The organism is Flavobacterium sediminis (assembly GCF_003148385.1).
GTDB lineage: Bacteria > Bacteroidota > Bacteroidia > Flavobacteriales > Flavobacteriaceae > Flavobacterium > Flavobacterium sediminis.
In genome coordinates this window covers 2681738-2703065 of sequence record NZ_CP029463.1, presented here as the reverse complement: position 1 = coordinate 2703065, position 21328 = coordinate 2681738, and the positions used below count along the sequence as shown (strand labels likewise).

The window sequence follows — 21328 nt, the reverse complement described above, 5'->3', positions numbered from 1 at the left end:
AGATTTACTTATTTATACCCTACGATTTGTTCTTCAGCAGCAATTACCTCTTCTACATATTTTTTGAAATCGGCATAATCATCAGACGGAATATCATTCCAATCCAACGTTACTTTTCTTTTTACGACTAATTGATTCGGTTTTGCCAATTCATATTGTAATTCATAATGATGGCCTTTATAACTCAGATCTTTATTTTCCGGCAATTCAATGAATTTACTTCCCTCCGGAATATTAAGTACTACTTCAGACTCATAATCTTTTACATTTTCATAGGTTATATATGAAATGGAATAGTTACGATTCTCTTTTGAGATAATGTCTTTAGTATATACCTGATCGATAAACGGTATACTTAATATCTTAAGACTTCCTAACTGTTGTAGTTTTTCATTTACCGTAAAACCGGTTTCAAAATTAACACTCTCTGAATATTTATCAGTGGATAATAATTTTGAATCTTTCATTAAAACAACCTTATTAAGACGGGAATTATACATTTCTTCAAATTCTTTCTTTCTTACATCTTCGGTTGTGGCATTTGAAAACAACTCATTATAGTACGATTTCGGGCTTCCGTATAACACATGGTTATTTGTAAACTCTTTTTTGTCTTCGCTTACATTGATAATGGTTTTGGTTACATTTTTATTTACAATAGCATTATCAAACGGTATATTGATCAATTGTGCTTCCTGATTTTTTACCTTATCAAAATTAATCACTAAAGCATTGGCATGGTATAAAGAAATCGGTAAAGCTTTAAAAGGCAAATAACGATCTGTCATTTCCAGGAACGTCTCCTTACCGTCAATCATAACTCTTACAATACAGTGATTGAAATCTTTAGAAGGCAGTGAAAGTGTTTTAAATCCGTTATCATTAGTCAATACCAAAACCAAATTAGATTGCAAACCTGCTTCCTGTGCTAGGGTTACAAACAACGTTGACAAGTCTTTACAGTCTCCTAATTTAGTAGTTAGCGTTTTAGATGGTTTTTGCGGAACATAACCACTTTGTCTGAAATCTAAGAAACTATAAGTTATATTATCACAAATATATCTGTAGATCTTTTCGGCTCTTTCATTTTCAGAAATTCCGTTTATTCCCTCTGGAAAGATCTCTTTAAACGCATTTTGAGTTATTCGGTCGTATTTTATATTTTTCTTTACCAGATCAGCATACCAATCGGCAATAACACTCCATGACTTAATGGTTCCGACGCTTATGGTTTTAGTTAGATCAGAATATTCCGGAGCATACTTTTCATAGATCGGAATACTTGGTGTGTTTTCTTGTTTCCACTGCTTGATTACTTTCTTTTTCAGTTTTTTCTCCGTCAGTTTTACGTTTCCGTTCTTAGAGGTTATTTTCAGATCTAAACTAGGATCATGAATAATTGAAAAAGTGGATTCCACTACCGGATAACTACCGTTAAAGGTAAATCCTGACGTAAAGTCTTTGTAGAATCGTCCATACGAATTAGAATAATAATCGTACTCAATATAAACGACGTCGCCTACTTCCAGATTAGGAAAAACTAACATAGAACCGCTATCTTCAGCAGGAACAAGAGTTCCGTTCTTTTTAACGATCTCAGATTTTATCAGATTGATCCCGTAAGTATTCAAAGAATACTCTTTAAGGTTCTCAATACCGTTTTCAGCCGTTACTTCGTAAATAAAACGAACTTTGGATTTGCGTCCGCCTTCCGGCAATACATTAACGATATATTCGTCTAAAAGTAATGAAACACCATAATCTCCTTTTAAAGCTGTGTTACGTCTTTTTTCAATCAGATCATAAACATCTTTCGTTTCCACTACCTCTATTTCGTCAGGTGTATTCGTTAAATCGTATAATTTTTTACGTAATGAACTATTAGAAGAATCATGAGAAAGAGCTTTTAGATAATATGTTTCCGCTTGTTTGTTGTCTTTCATCAAACGATAAATATCTGCCTTTTGTTCAAAATTCTCAAACGAATACGGGAAAAATTCCAGATTTTCATCTACATAGGTTAACGCTTCCTTATATTGGTTTTCATTGATTAACATTCCGATATATGCATCTCGCAATGAATTAAAATACGGATACACTTTCAAACGACTCAAAATGATCTGTTTTACATCTTCTTTTCTATTAGAATCGCTGTAAAATTCAACCAATTTGCCTACGGCATCAAAATCCTCATGTTCTTTTACAATCCCTTCTAATATTTCTATGTATGTGGTCTTATCGTCTTTTAGATTATTGTATAAATTAGCTTTAGACAGTATATAACCTTCTTTGTTGTGGCTTTCCGCTATTAAATCATCTAACAATTCAAACATTTTATCAATATTAGATTGTCTTGAAGCCACCATGAATTGAAACAATAAGCTATAAGTCTTACTGATGTATTTTTTTGATTTTTCGGCATAGCTTTCTAAGTCTTTGATCTGAGCTTCTTTAAGCCAATTACCGTCTTTCATTTTCAATAATACCGTATAATAATAGTCTTCATCATTGTTTTCTATATTCTTATTCAGCTCCTCGATCTTATCATAGTTATCATCCATACTGTAATATCCTATCATGTAACGGGCGATCAAAGAACTTTTAGGGTATTTAGTATCTAAGCCTTCTATTGCTTTATGTGCTAATTCTTTCTTATGATTTGCCTCATAAGCTTTAAACAAGAACAATTTATACAACACATTTTCAGGATTTTTAGTTACCAAATCCTGAAAATACTTCTCATAATCTAACGTTGTTTCTGTGGCTGCAACTGTTGTCCCTCCTGCATAATCCTTATAAACAGAGGAAAATTGTAATTCTGTCGGATTCGAAAGATCTTTATTTACCAAACGAGCAGAAAAATAATCATTACCGGAACACTCTACTTTAAGTAGGATGCGATGAGTACCTTTAGATAATGTTAACCAATAATTAAAAGCATTAATATTCGTTCTTCCGGTTTCATAAGCAGATGCAACTTCTACATCGTCAACAAATACCTTTATCCCGGAAGATGTACCGAATTGCAACAAATATTCTTTATCTGCAGGGACATCCACAAAAGTTTGTGCATACATGATTCCTCTTCCGTATTCACTTTCATTAGAGAAAAAATTATAACCATCGTACTCAGGAATCTTAGGATTGTACCATCCTACTTGCCCATTACTGTTCGCTTCAAATACTTTGTCGTTTTTAGCATACGTTTCCGGTTCGTATTCCGTATCCAGACCGCTGCTATTTAAGTTTTCAAAAACACCGCAAAACTGCCACGCACTTATTGTATGCAGCTGAGCAATATATTTTTTTCCTTCTTCATAGCGCAAACGTTTATTTTCGGAAACAGCTTTTCGGTATTTCACAATATCCCGATTTCTGAAAACTTCTGACTGCGCCAAAAAGTCAATCTTTTCAAAGGTCAGATCATCATATTTTTCATCATTTACATTAGCCATTACAAAATTATCATTGATAAAAGGATCAATGTAATAAACGGCATTCGGCAACTTCTCAATTTTCTGAAGCAAGGTCGCATCATAATTGATCCGTCCGTTTTGCTCATCAATCATAGCATCTAAGAACAATAAATCAATTGATTTATCTTTTGTTTTCCCAAATTGCTTGTTGAATAATTTTCGAGCTTCTTCTCTTTTGTTATTCAGTAACAGATCCATTACTGTAGAATAGTCTTGTTGGGCAAAAGCAGAAAAACCGAACAAGATCAGGCATAACATTAAAATTTTTTTCATGCAGAGATTTAAATTATTTAAGTGTAGGTATTTATATAGTGTCAAAAAATTGATCGCTATTTAATTTTTATCTTCTAATAAAGGTACAAATCGAAACTCTCCGAACTCATGCTTCTCAAATTGTGTTTCATTCTTACGGATCAACATTGTCATGATTTGATGATCCTCTCCTAACGGAATGACCATTCTTCCGCCTATCTTTAACTGCGCCATTAAAGGCTGCGGGATAAACGGAGCACCTGCTGTAATGATGATACTATCAAACGGAGCCTCTGACTCTAAGCCTTTATATCCGTCTCCGAATATGAGTCGCTTCGGGCGAATGCCTATCTTAGGCAGGAACAATGATGTTTTTTTAAACAACTCGTTTTGGCGTTCAATAGAATAAACCTGAGCTCCCATTAAACACAGAACAGCACATTGGTAACCACTACCCGTCCCTATTTCTAATATTTTATCTCCTTTTTTTACCTCAAGCAACTGACTCTGAAAAGCCACTGTATAAGGCTGAGATATCGTTTGCCCTGCTGCTATCGGAAAAGCTTTATCCTGATAAGCAAAATCTTCAAAACTGGAGTCTAAGAACAAATGTCTTGGAATCTTCCGAATAGCTTCCAGAACATTTTTGTCGGTTATTCCCTTTTCTTCTAAAAGCGTAACCAACTTATTTCTAAGCCCCTGATGTTTCTGAGTGTCGTTCAACATAGACCAAATTTCTTTAGGGTAAAAATAATGTTAAAAAACACAAAAAACAAGAAAAAGAAAAACCAAAAAACCTAAGAAATTTGACTTGAAACTTGAAACAAAAACCTTATTTTTGTTCAAAATACTCTCATTATGTTAAAAGTTGGTGTTCTGGGTGCCGGTCACTTGGGCAAAATACATTTACGTTTACTCAAACAATCTGAAAAATACGAATTAGTAGGTTTCTACGATCCTTTCAAAGAAAATGCCGATAAAGTAGCCAAAGAATTTGGCTATACCAAATTTAACTCCATAGAAGAACTCATTGCTGCCGTTGATGTTGTCGACATTGTAACGCCTACACTGTCACACTATGAATGTGCTGTTCAGGCAATAAAATCCGGAAAGCACGTATTCTTAGAAAAACCGATTTCAAATACCGTAGAAGAGGCCGAAGGCATCATTAAACTAGCTAAAGAGTATAATGTTAAAGGGCAAGTAGGTCATGTGGAACGATTTAATCCGGCATTTAAAGCCGTAAAAGATCAGATTCACAATCCGATGTTCATTGAAACTCACCGATTGGCAGAATTTAATCCCCGTGGTACCGATGTTCCTGTAGTTCTTGACCTGATGATTCACGATATTGATGCTATTTTAAGCGTTGTAAAATCAAAAGTAAAAGACGTACATGCCAGTGGTGTAGCTGTGATTTCTGATTCACCTGATATTGCCAATGCCCGCGTAGAATTTGAAAATGGTTGTGTCGCCAACATTACTTCAAGCCGTATTTCAATGAAAAACATGCGTAAATCGCGTTTCTTCCAAAAAGACGCTTACATTTCGGTTGATTATTTAGAGAAAATATGCGAAGTCGTAAAAATGAAAGACGCTCCTGAAGTTCCGGGTGATTTTGATATGATCCTGCAAAATGCCGAAGGGGTTAAAAAACAGATCTATTTTGACAATCCAGAAGTTCATACTAATAACGCTATCTTAGACGAATTGGAAACTTTTGCCGATGCAATTAACAATAACACCACTCCTATTGTCACTTTAGAAGATGGAACGGAAGCATTGCGTGTAGCGTATCAAATCATAGCTTCTATGGAGAAAAACAGATAATTGTAATACAAAAAAGAAACTAAAACAAACTAATATAAATAATGAACACTATAGCTGTAATAGGTGCAGGAACAATGGGTAACGGAATCGCTCATACGTTTGCACAAACCGGTTTTACCGTAAAATTAATCGACATTTCTGAAAAAGCCATTGAAAAAGGAATGAGCACAATTGCCTCTAACCTGGATCGTATGGTTTCAAAAGGAACTATTACCGAAGAAGACAAGTACAAAACATTAGCCAACATCATTACGTATACAGATGTTAAAGACGGTGTTGTAGGTTGTGACTTAGTTGTAGAAGCGGCTACTGAAAATATAACTTTAAAACTAAATATTTTTAAACAGTTAAGCGAAGTTTGCGACCACAATGTAATCTTAGCAACTAATACATCTTCTATATCCATTACACAAATTGCTGCAACAGTAGTTCATCCGGAGCGTGTTATCGGAATGCATTTTATGAATCCGGTGCCTATCATGAAATTGGTTGAAATCATCCGTGGTTATAATACTTCTGATGAGGTCACTAAAATTATTATGGACTTGTCTGTTAAATTAGGAAAAACACCTACTGAAGTTAACGATTATCCGGGATTTGTAGCTAATAGAATTTTGATGCCGATGATCAATGAATCGATCGAAACTTTATATAACGGTGTTGCAGGAGTACAAGAAATCGATACTGTAATGAAATTAGGAATGGCACACCCAATGGGACCACTTCAATTAGCTGATTTCATCGGATTAGACGTTTGTTTGTCCATCTTAAATGTAATGTACGACGGCTTTAAAAATCCGAAATATGCTCCATGTCCACTATTAGTTAATATGGTAATGGCTGGAAAATTAGGGGTAAAATCAGGTGAAGGTTTCTACGATTACAGCGAAAGCAGAAAAGCTGAAAAAGTAGCAAAACAATTTAAATAGTCTTAACGTTGAAAGTCAAAAGCCGGAAAGTAATTCTCAACCTTTTGACTTTCAACTTTTGACATTCGACCAAACTATGGCCAAAATCATCCCTTTTAAAGCTGTTCGACCGGCGCCGGAAAAGGCAGCTTGGGTTACTTGTCGGTCTTATGACGAGTATTCCCCTGCTGAACTGGCAGCTTGGCTGGAATTCAATCCGTATTCATTTCTGCATATCATTAGTCCGGCCTATCAGAACATGCAAACCATTGCTGTTGAAAAACGGTTTCAATCCGTCAAAAAACAATACGAAAACTTTAAGGCTGAAGAAATTTTAGTGACCGACGAAGCAGCAGCGTTCTATCTGTACCAAATCAAGAACAAGAAACAAGTTTTTACAGGCATCATAGCCGGAACTTCTATTTTGGATTATCAGGAAAATAAGATCAAGAAACACGAAGATACTTTAGCATTTCGGGTAGAGTTGTTCAAAGATTACCTGCACCAAACACATTTTAATACCGAACCGGTCCTAATTACCTATCCCGATAATCCGGCTATTCACACCTGGATCAACCTAAAGAAAAAGAGCCAACCTTTTTACGAATTTGCAACGCCTAATCACGAGATTCATTCGTTGTGGAAAATCGATACGCAAAACGAGATCGACTGGCTTCAGGAATATTTTGAAGAAATTCCGAACCTTTATATTGCCGATGGCCATCACCGATCGGCCTCTGCCAGTGCTTTGTACGATCAGGACAAACATTTAAACAATCCGAACTTGCATTATTTTATGAGCTTCTTAATTGCCGAAAGTAATGTGAAAATTTACGAGTTCAATCGCTTGATTAAAGATTTGAACGGACTTTCTCAAAACGCTTTTCTGGAAGAACTGAAAAAGCATTTTATAGTCATTCCGAAAGAACAAGAATTGTGGAAACCAACTCAAAAAGGAGAATTCGGTATGTACCTGAATGGTAAGTTCTATGCTTTGGTTTACCAATCGAATACCAAAGAAAAAGAATCTGTTCTCACTAATTTAGACGCACAGATCTTATACGATTGCGTTTTACAACCTATTCTCGGCATTGAAGATCTACGCAATGATGAACGAATTTCGTATCTTTCCGGAAAACAATCTATCGCTTCTATTATGGAAAAAGTCGATTCCGGAGATTTCAAAGTCGGTTTTATGCTTTATCCTTCCGATATTAATGAGATCAAAGCCATTGCTGATGCTGATTTGATTATGCCGCCTAAAAGCACTTATATTGAACCTAAGTTTAGAAGTGGTTTAGTTGTATATGAACTTTAGATTTGTTTAACTTTGTCCTTTCGATGAAGGAGAAACGTAAGTTCAGCAGAGCTAAATCACATAATATTAAATATGGATAAGTTAATAGAATTATTGATATCTTCGGGTCCTCCTGCCTTACTAATTCTTGTTGGTTTAGTATGGGGAAAAAATTTAATTGAGTATTTTTTTAAAGAAATTATAGAAATTAAAAAAAAGGAATTAGCTCAAAATTTAGAAAATCATAAAATGAAAATTGAGCAAGAAAACAAAAACTTCCAACACATACTAGATGCAAAACTCCACGAGTTTAATATTAAATTTACAAATTTACATTCTGAAAGAGCAAAAGTTATAAAAGAATTATATCTCAAAATGCTTATATTACAATCTTCTTTAAATGATGTCTTTAAAATTAAACCAAACCATATTAATAATAATATTCATATAATTAATAACTTTTCAAACTCTTTTCAAGATTTTCAAAAATATTATCTTCCAAATAAAATTTATTTTTCTGAAAAGCTATCAACTAAAATTGATATTTTTTTAGAAGAATATAGTTTTATAACTACAGAATTTACAAATATTCTACTAGAAGAAAATGTACCTATTGAATCATTGAAACCTAAATGGGATAAACTATCGAAAGATTCTTCAGATTACACGTTTGAAATAATAAATGAACTTATTAAAGATTTTAGAAATATATTAGGAGTAGAAAATTAACTTATGTCAATAGCAATAAATCTAACAGAAATAAAATCTTCATTACCTGAAGACGTAACTTTGGTAGCCGTTTCAAAAACCAAACCGATTTCAGATCTAATGGAAGCCTATGAGGTGGGTCAACGCATTTTTGGTGAAAACTATGTACAAGAATTAGTTGAAAAACACGAGCAGCTTCCCAAAGATATTCAGTGGCATTTCATCGGGCATTTGCAATCGAGAAAAGTAAAACTTATTGCGCCATTTGTGAGCTTGATTCACGGTGTTGACAGCTTGAAACTTTTACAAGAGATCAACAAGCAAGCCGAAAAGAACAATAGAGTTATCGACTGTTTGCTTCAGATTCATATTGCGGAAGAAGAAAGTAAATTCGGTTTAGATGAAAAGGAATTAGAAGAGATACTGAAACAACTTCTCGACTCCGCTCGAAGTGACAACAATAATTTAAAAAATATTCGAATTGTAGGCTTAATGGGAATGGCTACTTTTACAGAAGATCAAAATCAGATCAGAAAAGAATTCACCTATTTAAAATCACTTTTCGATAAATACTCCAAACAGAACACTGATAATTGGAACCTAAAAATTTTATCTATGGGCATGAGTGGCGATTACCAATTAGCAATTTCCTGTGGTAGCACGATGGTTCGAATAGGAAGTAGTATATTTGGAGCAAGACAATATCAATAACAATTGTAATCAAAAAGTATTATCATAACAATTTGAATTAAAATGGATGAAAAACAATACTTTTTACGAAAAAATATTCAATTTTGAAGATCAATTGGTTTGTTTTGCAGGAGAATGTATTTTCTTTACAAGAAATTTGGATGAACGTTATGAAAATGAATATTACAAAAATCAATTAATTCGTTCTTTAGGAAGTGCCTCATTAAATTTTGGTGAAGCTCAGGAAACAAATACAGATATAGGTTTTATTTTTAAAAAAAGTGGAAGAATTGATTACAATTGCTTCAAAAATGATCATTAACAAAAAATAATTTTTCAATAGCAATTACAGTATCAATTGCAAAATTCAATTTTTAACTATTGTTTTTTGAGATTGACATTGTTTTTTGAGATTGACATTGACATTGAAAAATGTACGCAATATTAGACATAGAAACCACTGGTGGCCAGTATAACGAAGAAGGAATTACTGAAATTGCGATCTACAAATTCGACGGACATAATGTAGTAGATCAATTTATTAGCTTAGTAAATCCTGAAATCCCGATCCAGCCATTTGTGGTAAAACTTACCGGAATCAATAATTCCATGCTTCGTAGTGCACCTAAATTCTTCGAAGTAGCTAAACGCATTATTGAGATTACCGAAGATAGTATCATTGTGGCTCATAATGCTTCTTTTGACTACCGTGTTATCCGAATGGAATTCAATCGCTTGGGGTACGATTTTACCCGACCGACGATTGATACGGTGGAACTATCTAAAAAATTAATTCCCGATCAAAGATCTTACAGCTTAGGAAAACTGGTTCGCGGTTTAGGCATCCCTATTGCCGATCGTCATCGTGCCAGCGGAGATGCTATGGCTACCGTAAAACTTTTTAAATTATTACTTTCTAAAGACAAAGAAAAAGAGATCGTTAAAGGTTTTGTCAAAACTGAATTAAAATCTGGAATGTCTCCTAAATTGCTGGATATTGTGGAAAATTTACCTTCTAAGACTGGTATTTATTATATTCACAATGAAAAAGGTGATGTTATTTACATTGGTAAAAGTAAAAATATAAAGAAAAGGGTCAATCAGCATTTTACAGGTACATCAAGTAAAAGCAAAAAGATACAGCGAGAAGTGTATGCCGTAACTTTTGAAGAAACCGGTAGTGAACTCATCGCACTACTTAAAGAAAGTGAAGAGATCAAAATCAATAAACCGATCTACAATCGCGCCCAACGTCGAACTATTTTTCAATGGGCTTTGTATACGGAGAAAAATGAAAAAGGGTATTTAGCCCTAAAAGTTCAGAAAGCTGACGGACGTAAAAAAGAGATCACTTCATTTGGTACACAGCAGGAAGGAAGAACTTTTCTATTTAAAATAACTGAAAAGTATCATCTATGCCAGAAAATTAACGGCTTATATGATACTAAAAAAAGCTGCTTTCAGTACGATATTAAACAATGCTATGGCGCCTGTATAGACAAGGAAAAACCCGAAGAATACAATCAAAGAGTACAAACTTTTATTGCTGAAAGTTCCTTTGAGAACAATACTATGGTTATCATTGACAAAGGAAGAAGTGTAGAGGAAAAAAGTGCTGTTCTGATAGAAAACGGAATTTATAAAGGATATTGCTTTTACGATCTAAATCATCAGATTATCAACGTAGATATTCTGAAAAACCTGATCAGTCCGATGCAGCACAATCGGGATATTAAAACTATCATTCAAAGCTTCATCCGAAAAAATAAAGTTAAGATCATTCGTTTTTAGCATGCAGCAATCAAACAACAAATGGAGTAAAATTCAAAAGAAACTTTATACTGTCATTTACGGTACTGATACTTTTGCCGGTCGTATGTTTGACTTGGTCTTACTAGGTTTTATCCTCTTAAGCGTGGTTATTGTAATGCTGGAATCCGTAAAAGAGTTCAACACACAATACCATACCATTTTATATGCTATCGAGTGGTTTATTACTGTTTTGTTCACTATTGAATATATTTTACGCATTCTATCGAACAAAAGACCATTTCGCTACATCTTTAGTTTCTATGGCCTTATTGATTTACTCTCTATAATGCCCATTTATTTGTCTTTCTTTATTCCGCAAACACGTGTTTTATCGGTAATACGGGCGCTACGTTTATTGCGATTATTCCGTATTTTAAACTTGGCTCATTTTACAGGACAAGCTTCTAATCTTCGCTTAGCATTAAAAGCCAGCCAATCCAAAATTATTGTTTTCATCTATTTCGTGATGATCATTTCTATCCTTTTGGGAACTTTAATGTACATGATCGAGGGTCCCAGCAGTGGCTTTACGAGTATCCCCAGAAGTATTTACTGGTGTATCGTAACCTTAACAACGGTTGGTTACGGAGATATTGCTCCGGCTACAACTATTGGTCAATTCATTGCAACCATCGTTATGATCTTAGGTTACGGAATTATCGCAGTTCCTACAGGAATCGTTTCGGCGGAATACAGCCATCAGGTACGAAAGACAAACCCGACAAAATGTTCCCATTGCGGAACTTCAGATCATACAGAAAATGCTAAATTTTGCTACCATTGCGGTAGTGCTCTATCATAAATGAATTATTTAATTACCATCATAGGTCCGACAGCTATTGGAAAAACGGCTTTAAGCATTAAGTTGGCGCAACACTTTAACTGCGATATCCTTTCCTGTGACAGTCGTCAGTTCTTTAAAGAAATGTCAATCGGTACTGCTGTTCCTACCACAGAAGAATTAGCGGCTGCTCCGCATCATTTTATCCGGAATAAATCCGTTTTTGACACCTATACTGTTGGCGACTTTGAACAGGAAGCCTTATCCCTGTTAGATCAGTTATTCACCAAAAATAACGTTCAGATCATGGTAGGCGGTTCGGGGCTATATGTTGATGCTGTACTGAAAGGTTTTGATGAGTTTCCGGATATTGACGCTTCAGTTCGGGAGCAGATAAATGCAGATTATGATAAGTTCGGGATTGAATACCTCCGGCAAAAGCTCAAAGAATCAGATCCGGTTTACTATCAAAAATTGGAAGCTGAAAACCCGCAAACCTTGGTCAACCCGCAACGCATGAAACGTTTTGTGGAAGTTTGTTTGGGAACAGGAAAGCCTTACTCCGGTTTTTTAGGCAAGCGTTCCGTTCAACGCAATTTTACACCTATTATCATTGGTCTGCAAGCTGACAGAGAAAAGATGTACGAACGTATTAACTTACGCGTCGATAACATGATGCAGGAAGGTTTGTTAGAAGAAGCTAAAAAACTGTATCCCAATAAACATCTGAATGCTTTACAAACTGTCGGTTATCGTGAACTATTTGACTATTTTGACCGAAAAATAACTTTGGCTGAAGCCATTGAACAGATCAAAACGAACACAAGGCGCTTTGCAAAACGCCAGATCACATGGTTTAAGCGTACTGAAAATGTTCATTGGTTTGATTATTTAACTGCTGTTACAGAAATAATCGCTGTCATTGAGAAACAAATTAAAGACCTCAAAAACTCATAACTATGCCTATAGCACCCGATTTTTCCTCTGTTTTAGAAGAAACTTTTGAAATCAGTTTTTTACATTGTTACCCAAATGCATACCTGAAATATACAGATCTGTGCAACTTATTACAGTTAACAGCAGGTTCTCATGCTGATAAAGGCGGTATCAGTTATTCTGATCTACAATTGAAGCAGCAAGCGTGGGTTTTGAGCCGAATGCGAGTAGAAATTTTAAAATTACCAAAATGGCGTGATGTCGTAACTGTAAAAACATGGATTAAGAGCTTAGAAAACTCACGTTCGGTGCGCTGTTTGGAAATGCATCTGAATGGTGAAAAAATTGTGGGTTGTGAAACTTTTTGGGCCGTTATCAATACTCAAACACGACGTCCGGATGCTTTAGCCATGCCACACGATCACTTTGAAAAATATGATATTTCAGCAACTGAGAAGCCAACTGAAAAAATTAATATCCCGGAGGGATCCGCATTATGTCTGCCGTATGAAGTAACCTTATCGGATATTGATATCGTCAATCACGTTAACAATGTTAAATATCTGGAATGGTGTTTGGATGCTGAAGATCCTGAGAAATTATTACAGTGTAAAATTGCCACTTTAGACATCAATTTTATGCGCGAGCTCAATTTAAAGGACAAAGCTAACATTTGTTGCGCTGCAAACGAAATAGAAAGTGTTTATTCCATAACCAAAGACGATAAAAACGTTTACGCTTTACAAATTGGTTGGAAACCTTGAAAATAAAAAAAAGAGAACTTACAATTAAGTTCTCTTTTTATTTATGATTTTTTAGCTAACTAAATTCCGGCTATTTTTTTCAATTCTTCTACAAAGCGCTCTGCCAAAGCATCTGCTTCAACTTGCGAAGGAGCCTCAGTGTAAATTCGGATGATCGGTTCGGTATTGGATTTACGCAAATGCACCCATTCGGTTGGGAAATCGATCTTAACACCATCAATTGTGGTAATGTTTTCGTGAGCATAGACCTGTTCCATTTCTTTTAACACAGCATCCACATCTATTTGAGGGGTTAATTCAATTTTATTTTTGCTCATAAAATATTGCGGATATCCGGCACGTATTTCGGCAACCGTTTGCGTTTGGTTTGCCAAATAGGTCAAAAACAATGCAACTCCTACTAAAGCGTCACGCCCGTAATGCAATTCCGGATAAATGATTCCTCCGTTTCCTTCTCCACCGATGATCGCATTCGTTTTTTTCATTAATTCCACTACATTTACTTCACCTACAGCACTGGCTTCATAAGCTCCGTTATGCTTTTCAGTAATATCGCGTAATGCTCTGGAAGACGACATATTAGAAACCGTATTTCCCGGTGTTTTGCTCAATACATAATCAGCAACAGCCACTAAGGTATATTCCTCTCCGAACATTTCTCCGTCGTTTGAAATAAAAGCCAAACGATCCACATCCGGATCTACTACAATACCAAAATCGGCATTTTCTTCCACTACTAACTTACAAATATCTCCCAAATGTTCTTTTAACGGCTCAGGATTATGCGGAAAATGTCCGTTAGGCTCACAATACAATTTTACCACTTCTACTCCCATTTCTTCTAAAAGCTTAGGAATAACAACACCTCCGGAAGAATTCACACCGTCAACTACTACTTTGAACTTACGTTTTGCTACTGCTTCCACATCTACTAAAGGGAGTTTCAGTACCTCATCAATATGAATATCCATGTAAGCCTCATTTTCAAAAATCTCGCCTAAATCATCAACCTGAGCAAAGTCAAAAGCTTCTTGGTCGGCTATTTCCAGAATCTTAGCCCCGTCAGCTCCGCTCAAAAATTCGCCTTTTGCATTCAACAATTTTAAAGCATTCCATTGTTTCGGATTGTGTGATGCCGTCAAAATAATTCCTCCTTCAGCACCTTCCATTGGCACTGCCACTTCAACTGTTGGTGTTGTAGATAAACCTAAATCGATCACATCAATTCCTAAACCGATCAATGTATTGACCACTAACTGATGGATCATTGGTCCCGAAATACGGGCATCTCGGCCTATCACTACTTTTAATTTTGAATCTGACTTAGCGTTTTGTTTTAAGAACGTTCCGTAGGCTGAAGCAAATTTCACGGCATCAACCGGGGTTAAATTATCTCCAACATTACCTCCTATTGTACCTCGAATTCCTGAAATAGATTTGATTAATGTCATTCTCTGAAGAATTATGAAAGTTATATTATGATTTGTTATTCTAAAAGTTTAAATTGCATAGCAAATATACTAATTAGTCCTTTAAATACGCTGTAAAAACATGAACTATCTTGCCCATATTTATCTTTCCGGTGCTAACGATCTGATAAAAATCGGCAACTTTATGGCAGACGGGATCAAAGGTCATGAATATGAGAAATTTCCGATAGCTATTCAAAAAGGAATCTTACTCCACAGACAAATTGATTCTTTTACTGATTTCCATCCGACTTACAGGCAAAGTAAACACCGTTTGCACGAAGCTTACGGACACTATTCCGGGGTTATTATGGATATCTATTATGATCATTTCTTAACCGTTAACTGGGATTTATATTCGGATACTCCTTTAAATGAATACATCAATAGCTTTTATCAGTTACTGGAAACTAATTTTGATCTACTTACTCCTAAAATGCAACGTATGGTACCCAAAATGATCTCGCAAAACTGGTTGGGAAGTTATGCTCATCTTGAAGGCATGGAAAAAATTTTGTACCAGATGGATTATCGCACACAATTCAAGTCTAAAATGCAATTCGCCATTCGGGAACTGGAACTTTACTACGATGCTTTCAATATGGAATTCAAGGCTTTTTTTGATGAAATAAGAGCGATGGTTCAAGAAAAATTGAATAATTATTAGCATGTTCTTTTAAGAAGCGGTAACTTTGCCGAAATTTTGTTTTTAACAGAAAAATGCATACGAAAAAAGTAAATCCGATTCTCCTTTTTATTCGAAAAAATGTCAAAAGACTGGAGCGCCTGGTTTTCATTTTTAAATCCTTGTTATCGCCAAGACAATTTATTTACTTTTCTTGTGTTTTGGTTGGAATTTCTTCGGCATTAGCAGTAATTGTTCTAAAAACATTTGCCCACTCTGTCTATAAATTTGCTCAATATCTGGACGGTTTTTTGAATTTGCCTTATAGTAACAGTGCTTTTCCTATCATCGGAATTTTACTAACGGCTTTGGTCATTCAAAAGCTATTGAACGGCTCCCTGCAAAAAGGAACGGCTCAGATTATGTATGCTGTAGCCAAGAAAAGCGGTATTATGCCAAGGAAGCAAATGTATGCTCAGATCATTACCAGTTCATTTACCGTAGGTATGGGTGGTAGTGCCGGACTTGAGTCGCCTATTACAATTACAGGAGCAGCCTTCGGAAGCAATTTTGCTCAGAATTACCGTTTGAGCTATAAAGACCGTACTTTACTTTTAGCCTGTGGTGTTGCTGCCGGTATTGCTGCAGCTTTTAATGCACCCATAGCGGGCGTTTTATTTGCCATTGAAGTAGTCCTGACGGAGATCAGTATCACGGCTTTTATCCCTATTATGATCAGTGCCGCTACCGGGGCATTAGTGTCTACTATTGTTTTAAATGAAAATATACTTTTAAGCTTTAAGGAAGGAGAAGCTTTTGATTATCAAAACATCCCTTATTATATCTTATTGGGTATCATTTCCGGATTTATCTGTGTGAATTATACCCGTACATTCAGTAAGATCGAACATTGGTTTGCCCGATATAAAAGCAGTGTATACAGAAAAGCCTTTATCGGTGCTACACTTTTAGCCGTATTGATCTTCTTCTTTCCGTCCTTATTCGGTGAAGGATATGAAAGTATTAAAGTTTTAGCCAATCAGCACCCAGAAAACATTCTGGACAATACGATTCTGAGCTCTTATAAAGGCAACGATTGGGTCTTGTTATTGTTCATTGGTTTGACCATGATGGCAAAAGTATATGCTACAGGATTTACTCTTGGTGCCGGAGGTAACGGAGGTAACTTTGCTCCTTCCCTTTTTATCGGTTCTTATCTGGGCTTTGTACTTGCTAAATTTATCAATCTGATCGGAATTACCAAACCAATGTCAGTAAGCAATTTTACTCTGGTAGGTATGGCCGGGATTTTAAGCGGATTGTTCCATGCTCCGTTAACTGCTATTTTCCTTATTGCTGAGATCACAGGAGGTTATAATCTGATGGTTCCTTTAATGATGGTTTCTTCAGTGAGCTTTGCGATCTCAAAACGTTTTGAAACCTATTCTTTCGACATTAAAGACTTAGCCGGTAAAGGAGATGTTTTTACAAATGATAAAGACAAAAATATTCTGCATTCTTTAGAAGCTTCTCAATTCATACAGCACAATTTTAAACCGGTTCCTGATTCAAATTCATTGGAACAATTAGTAGAATTGATCAAAACTACGGACGAGCTGGTCTTTCCGGTTTTAAATGATAAAGAACAACTACAAGGATTAATTGATGTTGCTGAGATCAGACCTGTTATTCTTTCTCCTTTTAAGATTAAATATACTTCGATACAAGAGGTAATGCAGCCTCCTAAAGAAATTATTTTTTATGATGAAATGATGGAAACCATCATAGAGAAGTTTGAAAATTCACAAACTCAAATTCTTCCGGTTTTAAAAAACGGGAAGTTTATCGGTTTTATGTCTAAAATTTCCATTTTAGAAAAATACCGTGAAAAGCTGAAAGCTATGATCATTGAATAATAATAATAATATCTTATAAAAAGAAAAAGGCGAATTATTCGCCTTTTTTTATTTGCTTTTCTCTCCTATAAAATAATCCTCTTTGAGCTTAAACAACACATTAAATGTGGTTAAACTTCCATAAATACGAGTAATATATTGTTGCAGTTCTACTTTTTCTAATTCGTCTAAATTACTGGAATTTATTTTTTGCTCCATCACCCGTATTCTATCTCGTACCATAACAATCTTATGGAAAAAAGTATCGATAGGAATTTCTTTATTTTGTGTATCGTTCCCGGATTCTAAAAGAATTCTTCCTCCTTTCCACTTATCGGCTAAAGAGGTTGCCGGACTAATATCTGTGTATTTTTGCAAAAGATTTTTCAGCATTTTCTCCACCTCATAAAAACTTACGGTATCTACCTCTGCTTCAACTGCTTCTATAACTTCAAATTCTTCGGTAAGATCAATGGTTTCTATTCCTTTTTCAATAAAAGTTACCCAATAATGTCTTGCCGATACATTGGTGACAACACCCGTTCCGTATTCCGCATGTTTGATGCGCGAACCTATTCCAAGTAATTTCATTTTATTTATTTTTTATTTAATCTTCTAAAATTTCTTCATTATAATAACTCCGATCACTACCATGAGCATCCCTATAATTCTTCCTATACTAATGGGCTGCTGTTGCGCTACTAGTACATTGAAATGTTCCAATAAAACAGAGAAAATCATTTGTCCTGCAACTACTAATCCAAAAGTTAAGCCAGGACCTAATTTAGGAAATGCTAAAATAATAACTGTAACATAAAAAGCTCCCAGAATACCCCGATCCACAAATAAAAGGGTGCTGCTTTTATACCGGACCAGGAAACGGTTTGTTTAGTTACCACAAGATATAAGATCAGAGCAACTGCTCCTACAACAAAAGAAATGGTTGAAGCATGAACCGGACTTTCCCCTGCTTTTCCCAATCGGGAGTTCAATCCGGCTTGAATAGGTAAAAAAGCTCCTGCTATAAGTACCATTACAATCCATAGTAGCTTATCTGTATTCATTCTTGTATATTTTTGCTAATATAGCTAAAGTTAGATCTAAATAAGCTAAAATATCGTTTGATTTTACACAAAACCTTTTAATAACTTTTCTCCTTTTAATACAAAGTCAAACCCAAGTAATCCGGTTAAAAATAAAAAGAAATTCTTCTTTCATCTTATCTAAGATGAATACAAAGTAAATAAAAACATACATTTTTAACACATTAATAAACTAAAAATAAAAGATTTTACTTGCAAAGTAAAAAATAAATTAATTTATTTACATAACTATTTTATAACCTTTTAAAGTTTTTTATTATGAAAAAAGTCTTTTTAACAGCTGCCTTATTTGCTACATTACTAGCTTCAACTTCTTACAGTAACAACAGTTTAGAAGTTTCGTCTAAAGAAACCAGTATTACTAAAGAAGTAAAAACTACTTATGTTACTGCTTTCTCTGTAAATAATATTCCTTCAAGTCCTGGCACTACTGCCTATTTCAACACCTACAGTTGTGCTCAGAACTTTATTGATCAATTCGGAGGAACTCATGCGGGAAAGGTTTCCGTTCCCTCTACTCAAGTTTTAACTTGTTTATAAACATAATTGCATGCCTCTCTAGGTATAGTAATTAAACAAGCTATTAGGAACAATCCAGATAACACACCATTATTTGGGTTGTTTTTTTATTTTCTCCTAATAAGTTTTCCCATTCATCCTTTATTTAGAAGCAAAATCTTATTTTTGATATACTTTTTACATCGAAAAACCATAATTATGCAAAACATCAATATTCAAGATTTTAAATTTTCCTTACCTCTAACTATCCGTTGGAATGATTTAGACCCCTTAAGTCATGTAAATAATGTCTACTATTTCGAATATTTCCAAATCGGACGCGGTCATTATATGCCAACAGTTAGTAAACAATGGGATTGGACTAAAAATATGTTTGTCATTGCGCATATAGAATGTGACTATTATAAAGAATTAAAACTCACTGCCGTTCAACCTACTATCAAGTTGAGAACCTCATCTTTAGGTTCTAAAAGTTTTGAAATCGAATACTTAATTACGAGTTTAGGTAAAGATGGAAATGAAATTGTTCACGCAAAAGGAAAAAGTACGCAAGTATTAATTGATACAACACTGGGAAAATCTATTGAGATTCCGGATTGGCTACGAACTGATTTAACGACTTACGAACCCGCTTTACAATAATATTTTAAACCTATCAAATTATGAATTTTAAAAATGTAACTGTAGCAGGAAGCGGTGTTTTGGGATACCAAATTGCATTCCAAACTGCTTTTCATGGATTTAAAGTAACAGTATACGATATTAACGACGAAGTTCTGGACAAAGCCAAAGCTAAATTTGACAGGCTAAGTAAAGCTTATATCCATGATTTACAAGCTACTGACGAACAGTTGAAAGCCACTTTTGAAAATTTAAGCTATTGCTCTGACTTGGCAGAAGCTGTAAAAGATGCCGACCTATTAATTGAAGCTGTACCGGAAAATCCGAAGATTAAAATTAGTTTCTATGAAAAATTAGCAGTAGTAGCACCTGAAAAAACAGTTTTCGCTACTAACTCATCTACCCTGTTACCCAGTCAATTTGCAGCAGCGACCCAACGTCCTGAAAAATTCGTTGCTTTACACTTTGCTAACGAAATTTGGAAACATAATACTGCTGAGATCATGGGACATCCCGGAACAAATGAACAGGTTTTTAATGAGGTGGTCGACTTTGCTAAAGCTATCGGGATGATTGCTCTTCCACTCTACAAAGAACAACCGGGATATATTCTGAATTCCCTTTTGGTTCCTTTGTTAGGTGCTGCAACTAATTTGTTGGTAAATGGCGTTTCTGATGTCAAGACCATTGACAAGACCTGGATGGTTGCAACCGGAGCACCTGTTGGTCCGTTTGGAATATTAGACGTCGTTGGTATTACAACTGCTTATAACATCAATAAAATGGCTGCGGATAAAACTCAGGATCCGATTAAAATCAAAACCGTTGCGTTTTTAAAGGAAAATTTTATTGACAAAGGCAAACTGGGTGTTGCTACCGGAGAAGGATTCTATAAATACCCTGATCCTGCTTATAAAGACAAAGATTTTTTGAAATAAGGAAATAAAAAAAGAAGCCCTCAGGCTTCTTTTTTTATCCTTTGCATTTACATTTTCTTTTCCCCGCATCTAGTGCTTCTTTTTCAGTCATTTCTGTGATATCCGACTTACAACGCTTTAAAGCGGCATGCGACTTTACCTGATGATAAATTTCACTTTTCCCGCAAACATAAACTACCGAAGTATCCTTATTTTCCGAACTGAAACTAAACAGCGAAAAAACAATTGCTAAAACAAATATCTTTTTCATAAAGTTGATTTGACAAATTTCATTGCTTCTTCCATCTGAGAAACATCAAAATACCTTTCATACCTTTCTTTACTTGCTCTTTCAAAAAATAAATTATCAATGGGAACCAATGCTTTTAAAATATTAGAATGAGCCACAATTGCAAGATGTCCCATTTGCTTATAATTCCTCAAAGTCCAAATTATATCTTCCATAAAAGCTTTACTACTTGTTTTACTGATTTTCATTTCATCCAGTTTAATCAAAACATTTACAAATGAAAACCCCATATCTAATTTTTCCTGAAAGAACTTTTGAGCCAATTTTTCATCTGTCTCTGTAAATCCGTCTATAACCTCAAAAGCTAATGTATTTCCTTTAAAAGTTTCTAATTGTTCTATCATGATCTTCTTTTTTATATTAAAAAAACAGATTTCTTAGCCATAAATTTACTAAAAAACTCACATTTATATTG

At 34.9% G+C, this 21328-nt stretch carries 21 protein-coding genes and 1 pseudogene; 15 read left to right on the top strand and 7 right to left on the bottom strand.

What is annotated here, in order from left to right; translation table 11 throughout:
- Positions 1 to 8: 8 nt before the first annotated feature.
- The gene (locus DI487_RS12460) at positions 9 to 3749 is read right to left on the bottom strand and encodes a transglutaminase domain-containing protein (protein ID WP_109569943.1); all 3741 of its coding nucleotides are present in this window, start codon (positions 3747 to 3749) and stop codon (positions 9 to 11) included.
- A gap of 60 nt (positions 3750 to 3809) precedes the next feature.
- Entirely contained in the window at positions 3810 to 4451 is a 642-nt protein-coding gene (locus DI487_RS12455) for a protein-L-isoaspartate(D-aspartate) O-methyltransferase (RefSeq protein WP_109570681.1), read from the bottom strand.
- Between the two features lie 135 nt (positions 4452 to 4586).
- On the opposite strand from DI487_RS12455, the gene DI487_RS12450 reads away from it, so the two are divergent.
- The 10 genes from DI487_RS12450 (at position 4587) to DI487_RS12405 (ending at position 13454) form a co-directional block, all read left to right on the top strand.
- Positions 4587 to 5558 (top strand): Gfo/Idh/MocA family protein, encoded by a 972-nt coding sequence (locus DI487_RS12450; RefSeq protein ID WP_109569942.1) that lies wholly within the window; start codon positions 4587 to 4589, stop codon positions 5556 to 5558.
- Between the two features lie 41 nt (positions 5559 to 5599).
- Positions 5600 to 6487, top strand: a complete 888-nt coding sequence (locus DI487_RS12445; RefSeq protein WP_109569941.1) for a 3-hydroxyacyl-CoA dehydrogenase family protein — start codon at positions 5600 to 5602, stop codon at positions 6485 to 6487.
- A 76-nt stretch (positions 6488 to 6563) separates the two neighbouring features.
- Positions 6564 to 7784 carry a DUF1015 domain-containing protein gene (locus DI487_RS12440; protein WP_109569940.1) on the top strand — a complete coding sequence of 407 codons (1221 nt, stop codon included), beginning with the start codon at positions 6564 to 6566 and terminating at the stop codon, positions 7782 to 7784.
- 72 nt (positions 7785 to 7856) lie between these two features.
- Positions 7857 to 8492: a hypothetical protein gene (locus DI487_RS12435; RefSeq protein ID WP_109569939.1), complete on the top strand. Its 636-nt coding sequence runs from the start codon at positions 7857 to 7859 to the stop codon at positions 8490 to 8492.
- 3 nt (positions 8493 to 8495) lie between these two features.
- A complete protein-coding gene (locus DI487_RS12430; RefSeq protein WP_109569938.1) occupies positions 8496 to 9182 on the top strand; it encodes a YggS family pyridoxal phosphate-dependent enzyme in 687 nt (228 codons plus the stop codon).
- 46 nt (positions 9183 to 9228) lie between these two features.
- Entirely contained in the window at positions 9229 to 9483 is a 255-nt protein-coding gene (locus tag DI487_RS12425; RefSeq protein WP_245896388.1) for a hypothetical protein, read from the top strand.
- Between the two features lie 110 nt (positions 9484 to 9593).
- Positions 9594 to 10952 carry an exonuclease domain-containing protein gene (locus DI487_RS12420; RefSeq protein ID WP_109569937.1) on the top strand — a complete coding sequence of 453 codons (1359 nt, stop codon included), beginning with the start codon at positions 9594 to 9596 and terminating at the stop codon, positions 10950 to 10952.
- Between the two features lies 1 nt (position 10953).
- Positions 10954 to 11775 carry an ion transporter gene (locus DI487_RS12415; protein WP_109569936.1) on the top strand — a complete coding sequence of 274 codons (822 nt, stop codon included), beginning with the start codon at positions 10954 to 10956 and terminating at the stop codon, positions 11773 to 11775.
- On the top strand, positions 11776 to 12711 hold the full coding sequence (gene miaA, locus DI487_RS12410; protein WP_109569935.1) for a tRNA (adenosine(37)-N6)-dimethylallyltransferase MiaA: 936 nt from the start codon (positions 11776 to 11778) through the stop codon (positions 12709 to 12711). It begins immediately after the preceding gene.
- Between the two features lie 2 nt (positions 12712 to 12713).
- Positions 12714 to 13454: an acyl-[acyl-carrier-protein] thioesterase gene (locus DI487_RS12405; RefSeq protein ID WP_109569934.1), complete on the top strand. Its 741-nt coding sequence runs from the start codon at positions 12714 to 12716 to the stop codon at positions 13452 to 13454.
- 59 nt (positions 13455 to 13513) lie between these two features.
- On the opposite strand, the gene glmM is transcribed toward DI487_RS12405, so the two are convergent.
- The gene (gene glmM / locus DI487_RS12400; protein ID WP_109569933.1) at positions 13514 to 14905 is read right to left on the bottom strand and encodes a phosphoglucosamine mutase; all 1392 of its coding nucleotides are present in this window, start codon (positions 14903 to 14905) and stop codon (positions 13514 to 13516) included.
- A gap of 100 nt (positions 14906 to 15005) precedes the next feature.
- Here glmM and DI487_RS12395 point away from each other — a divergent pair, with 100 nt between their 5' ends.
- Together DI487_RS12395 and DI487_RS12390 are read left to right on the top strand one after the other, a co-directional pair.
- Positions 15006 to 15590 carry an acyl carrier protein phosphodiesterase gene (locus tag DI487_RS12395; RefSeq protein ID WP_109569932.1) on the top strand — a complete coding sequence of 195 codons (585 nt, stop codon included), beginning with the start codon at positions 15006 to 15008 and terminating at the stop codon, positions 15588 to 15590.
- A gap of 53 nt (positions 15591 to 15643) precedes the next feature.
- The gene (locus DI487_RS12390) at positions 15644 to 17464 is read left to right on the top strand and encodes a chloride channel protein (protein ID WP_109569931.1); all 1821 of its coding nucleotides are present in this window, start codon (positions 15644 to 15646) and stop codon (positions 17462 to 17464) included.
- A gap of 48 nt (positions 17465 to 17512) precedes the next feature.
- Here the strand turns inward: DI487_RS12390 and DI487_RS12385 are convergent, their stop codons facing one another.
- Positions 17513 to 18034: a hypothetical protein gene (locus tag DI487_RS12385; protein ID WP_109569930.1), complete on the bottom strand. Its 522-nt coding sequence runs from the start codon at positions 18032 to 18034 to the stop codon at positions 17513 to 17515.
- A gap of 24 nt (positions 18035 to 18058) precedes the next feature.
- Positions 18059 to 18477 (bottom strand): annotated as a pseudogene (locus tag DI487_RS16705) (DMT family transporter).
- A gap of 327 nt (positions 18478 to 18804) precedes the next feature.
- Between DI487_RS16705 and DI487_RS12375 the strand changes: the two are divergent.
- The 3 genes from DI487_RS12375 (at position 18805) to DI487_RS12365 (ending at position 20624) form a co-directional block, all read left to right on the top strand.
- A complete protein-coding gene (locus tag DI487_RS12375) occupies positions 18805 to 19086 on the top strand; it encodes a hypothetical protein (RefSeq protein ID WP_109569929.1) in 282 nt (93 codons plus the stop codon).
- Between the two features lie 177 nt (positions 19087 to 19263).
- The gene (locus DI487_RS12370) at positions 19264 to 19707 is read left to right on the top strand and encodes an acyl-CoA thioesterase (RefSeq protein WP_109569928.1); all 444 of its coding nucleotides are present in this window, start codon (positions 19264 to 19266) and stop codon (positions 19705 to 19707) included.
- Between the two features lie 20 nt (positions 19708 to 19727).
- Positions 19728 to 20624: a 3-hydroxyacyl-CoA dehydrogenase gene (locus DI487_RS12365; protein WP_109569927.1), complete on the top strand. Its 897-nt coding sequence runs from the start codon at positions 19728 to 19730 to the stop codon at positions 20622 to 20624.
- A 34-nt stretch (positions 20625 to 20658) separates the two neighbouring features.
- Here the strand turns inward: DI487_RS12365 and DI487_RS12360 are convergent, their stop codons facing one another.
- Together DI487_RS12360 and DI487_RS12355 are read right to left on the bottom strand one after the other, a co-directional pair.
- Positions 20659 to 20874, bottom strand: a complete 216-nt coding sequence (locus tag DI487_RS12360) for a hypothetical protein (protein ID WP_109569926.1) — start codon at positions 20872 to 20874, stop codon at positions 20659 to 20661.
- Entirely contained in the window at positions 20871 to 21257 is a 387-nt protein-coding gene (locus DI487_RS12355; RefSeq protein WP_109569925.1) for a SpoIIAA family protein, read from the bottom strand. The genes DI487_RS12360 and DI487_RS12355 overlap by 4 nt, the downstream gene beginning before the upstream one ends.
- Positions 21258 to 21328 lie beyond the last annotated feature (71 nt).

Excerpts from the sequence above, each read along its gene's own strand:
- DI487_RS12425 (WP_245896388.1), top strand. The coding sequence starts at position 9,229 with ATGAAAAACAATACTTTTTACGAAAAAATATTCAATTTTGAAGATCAA.
- DI487_RS12385 (WP_109569930.1), bottom strand. The coding sequence starts at position 18,034 with ATGAAATTACTTGGAATAGGTTCGCGCATCAAACATGCGGAATACGGA.
- DI487_RS12365 (WP_109569927.1), top strand. The coding sequence starts at position 19,728 with ATGAATTTTAAAAATGTAACTGTAGCAGGAAGCGGTGTTTTGGGATAC.
- DI487_RS12460 (WP_109569943.1), bottom strand. The coding sequence starts at position 3,749 with ATGAAAAAAATTTTAATGTTATGCCTGATCTTGTTCGGTTTTTCTGCT.
- DI487_RS12370 (WP_109569928.1), top strand. The coding sequence starts at position 19,264 with ATGCAAAACATCAATATTCAAGATTTTAAATTTTCCTTACCTCTAACT.
- DI487_RS12430 (WP_109569938.1), top strand. The coding sequence starts at position 8,496 with ATGTCAATAGCAATAAATCTAACAGAAATAAAATCTTCATTACCTGAA.
- miaA (WP_109569935.1), top strand. The coding sequence starts at position 11,776 with ATGAATTATTTAATTACCATCATAGGTCCGACAGCTATTGGAAAAACG.
- DI487_RS12445 (WP_109569941.1), top strand. The coding sequence starts at position 5,600 with ATGAACACTATAGCTGTAATAGGTGCAGGAACAATGGGTAACGGAATC.
- DI487_RS12355 (WP_109569925.1), bottom strand. The coding sequence starts at position 21,257 with ATGATAGAACAATTAGAAACTTTTAAAGGAAATACATTAGCTTTTGAG.
- DI487_RS12395 (WP_109569932.1), top strand. The coding sequence starts at position 15,006 with ATGAACTATCTTGCCCATATTTATCTTTCCGGTGCTAACGATCTGATA.
- DI487_RS12440 (WP_109569940.1), top strand. The coding sequence starts at position 6,564 with ATGGCCAAAATCATCCCTTTTAAAGCTGTTCGACCGGCGCCGGAAAAG.
- DI487_RS12450 (WP_109569942.1), top strand. The coding sequence starts at position 4,587 with ATGTTAAAAGTTGGTGTTCTGGGTGCCGGTCACTTGGGCAAAATACAT.
- DI487_RS12360 (WP_109569926.1), bottom strand. The coding sequence starts at position 20,874 with ATGAAAAAGATATTTGTTTTAGCAATTGTTTTTTCGCTGTTTAGTTTC.
- DI487_RS12415 (WP_109569936.1), top strand. The coding sequence starts at position 10,954 with ATGCAGCAATCAAACAACAAATGGAGTAAAATTCAAAAGAAACTTTAT.
- DI487_RS12390 (WP_109569931.1), top strand. The coding sequence starts at position 15,644 with ATGCATACGAAAAAAGTAAATCCGATTCTCCTTTTTATTCGAAAAAAT.
- DI487_RS12405 (WP_109569934.1), top strand. The coding sequence starts at position 12,714 with ATGCCTATAGCACCCGATTTTTCCTCTGTTTTAGAAGAAACTTTTGAA.
- DI487_RS12375 (WP_109569929.1), top strand. The coding sequence starts at position 18,805 with ATGAAAAAAGTCTTTTTAACAGCTGCCTTATTTGCTACATTACTAGCT.
- DI487_RS12435 (WP_109569939.1), top strand. The coding sequence starts at position 7,857 with ATGGATAAGTTAATAGAATTATTGATATCTTCGGGTCCTCCTGCCTTA.
- DI487_RS12420 (WP_109569937.1), top strand. The coding sequence starts at position 9,594 with ATGTACGCAATATTAGACATAGAAACCACTGGTGGCCAGTATAACGAA.
- glmM (WP_109569933.1), bottom strand. The coding sequence starts at position 14,905 with ATGACATTAATCAAATCTATTTCAGGAATTCGAGGTACAATAGGAGGT.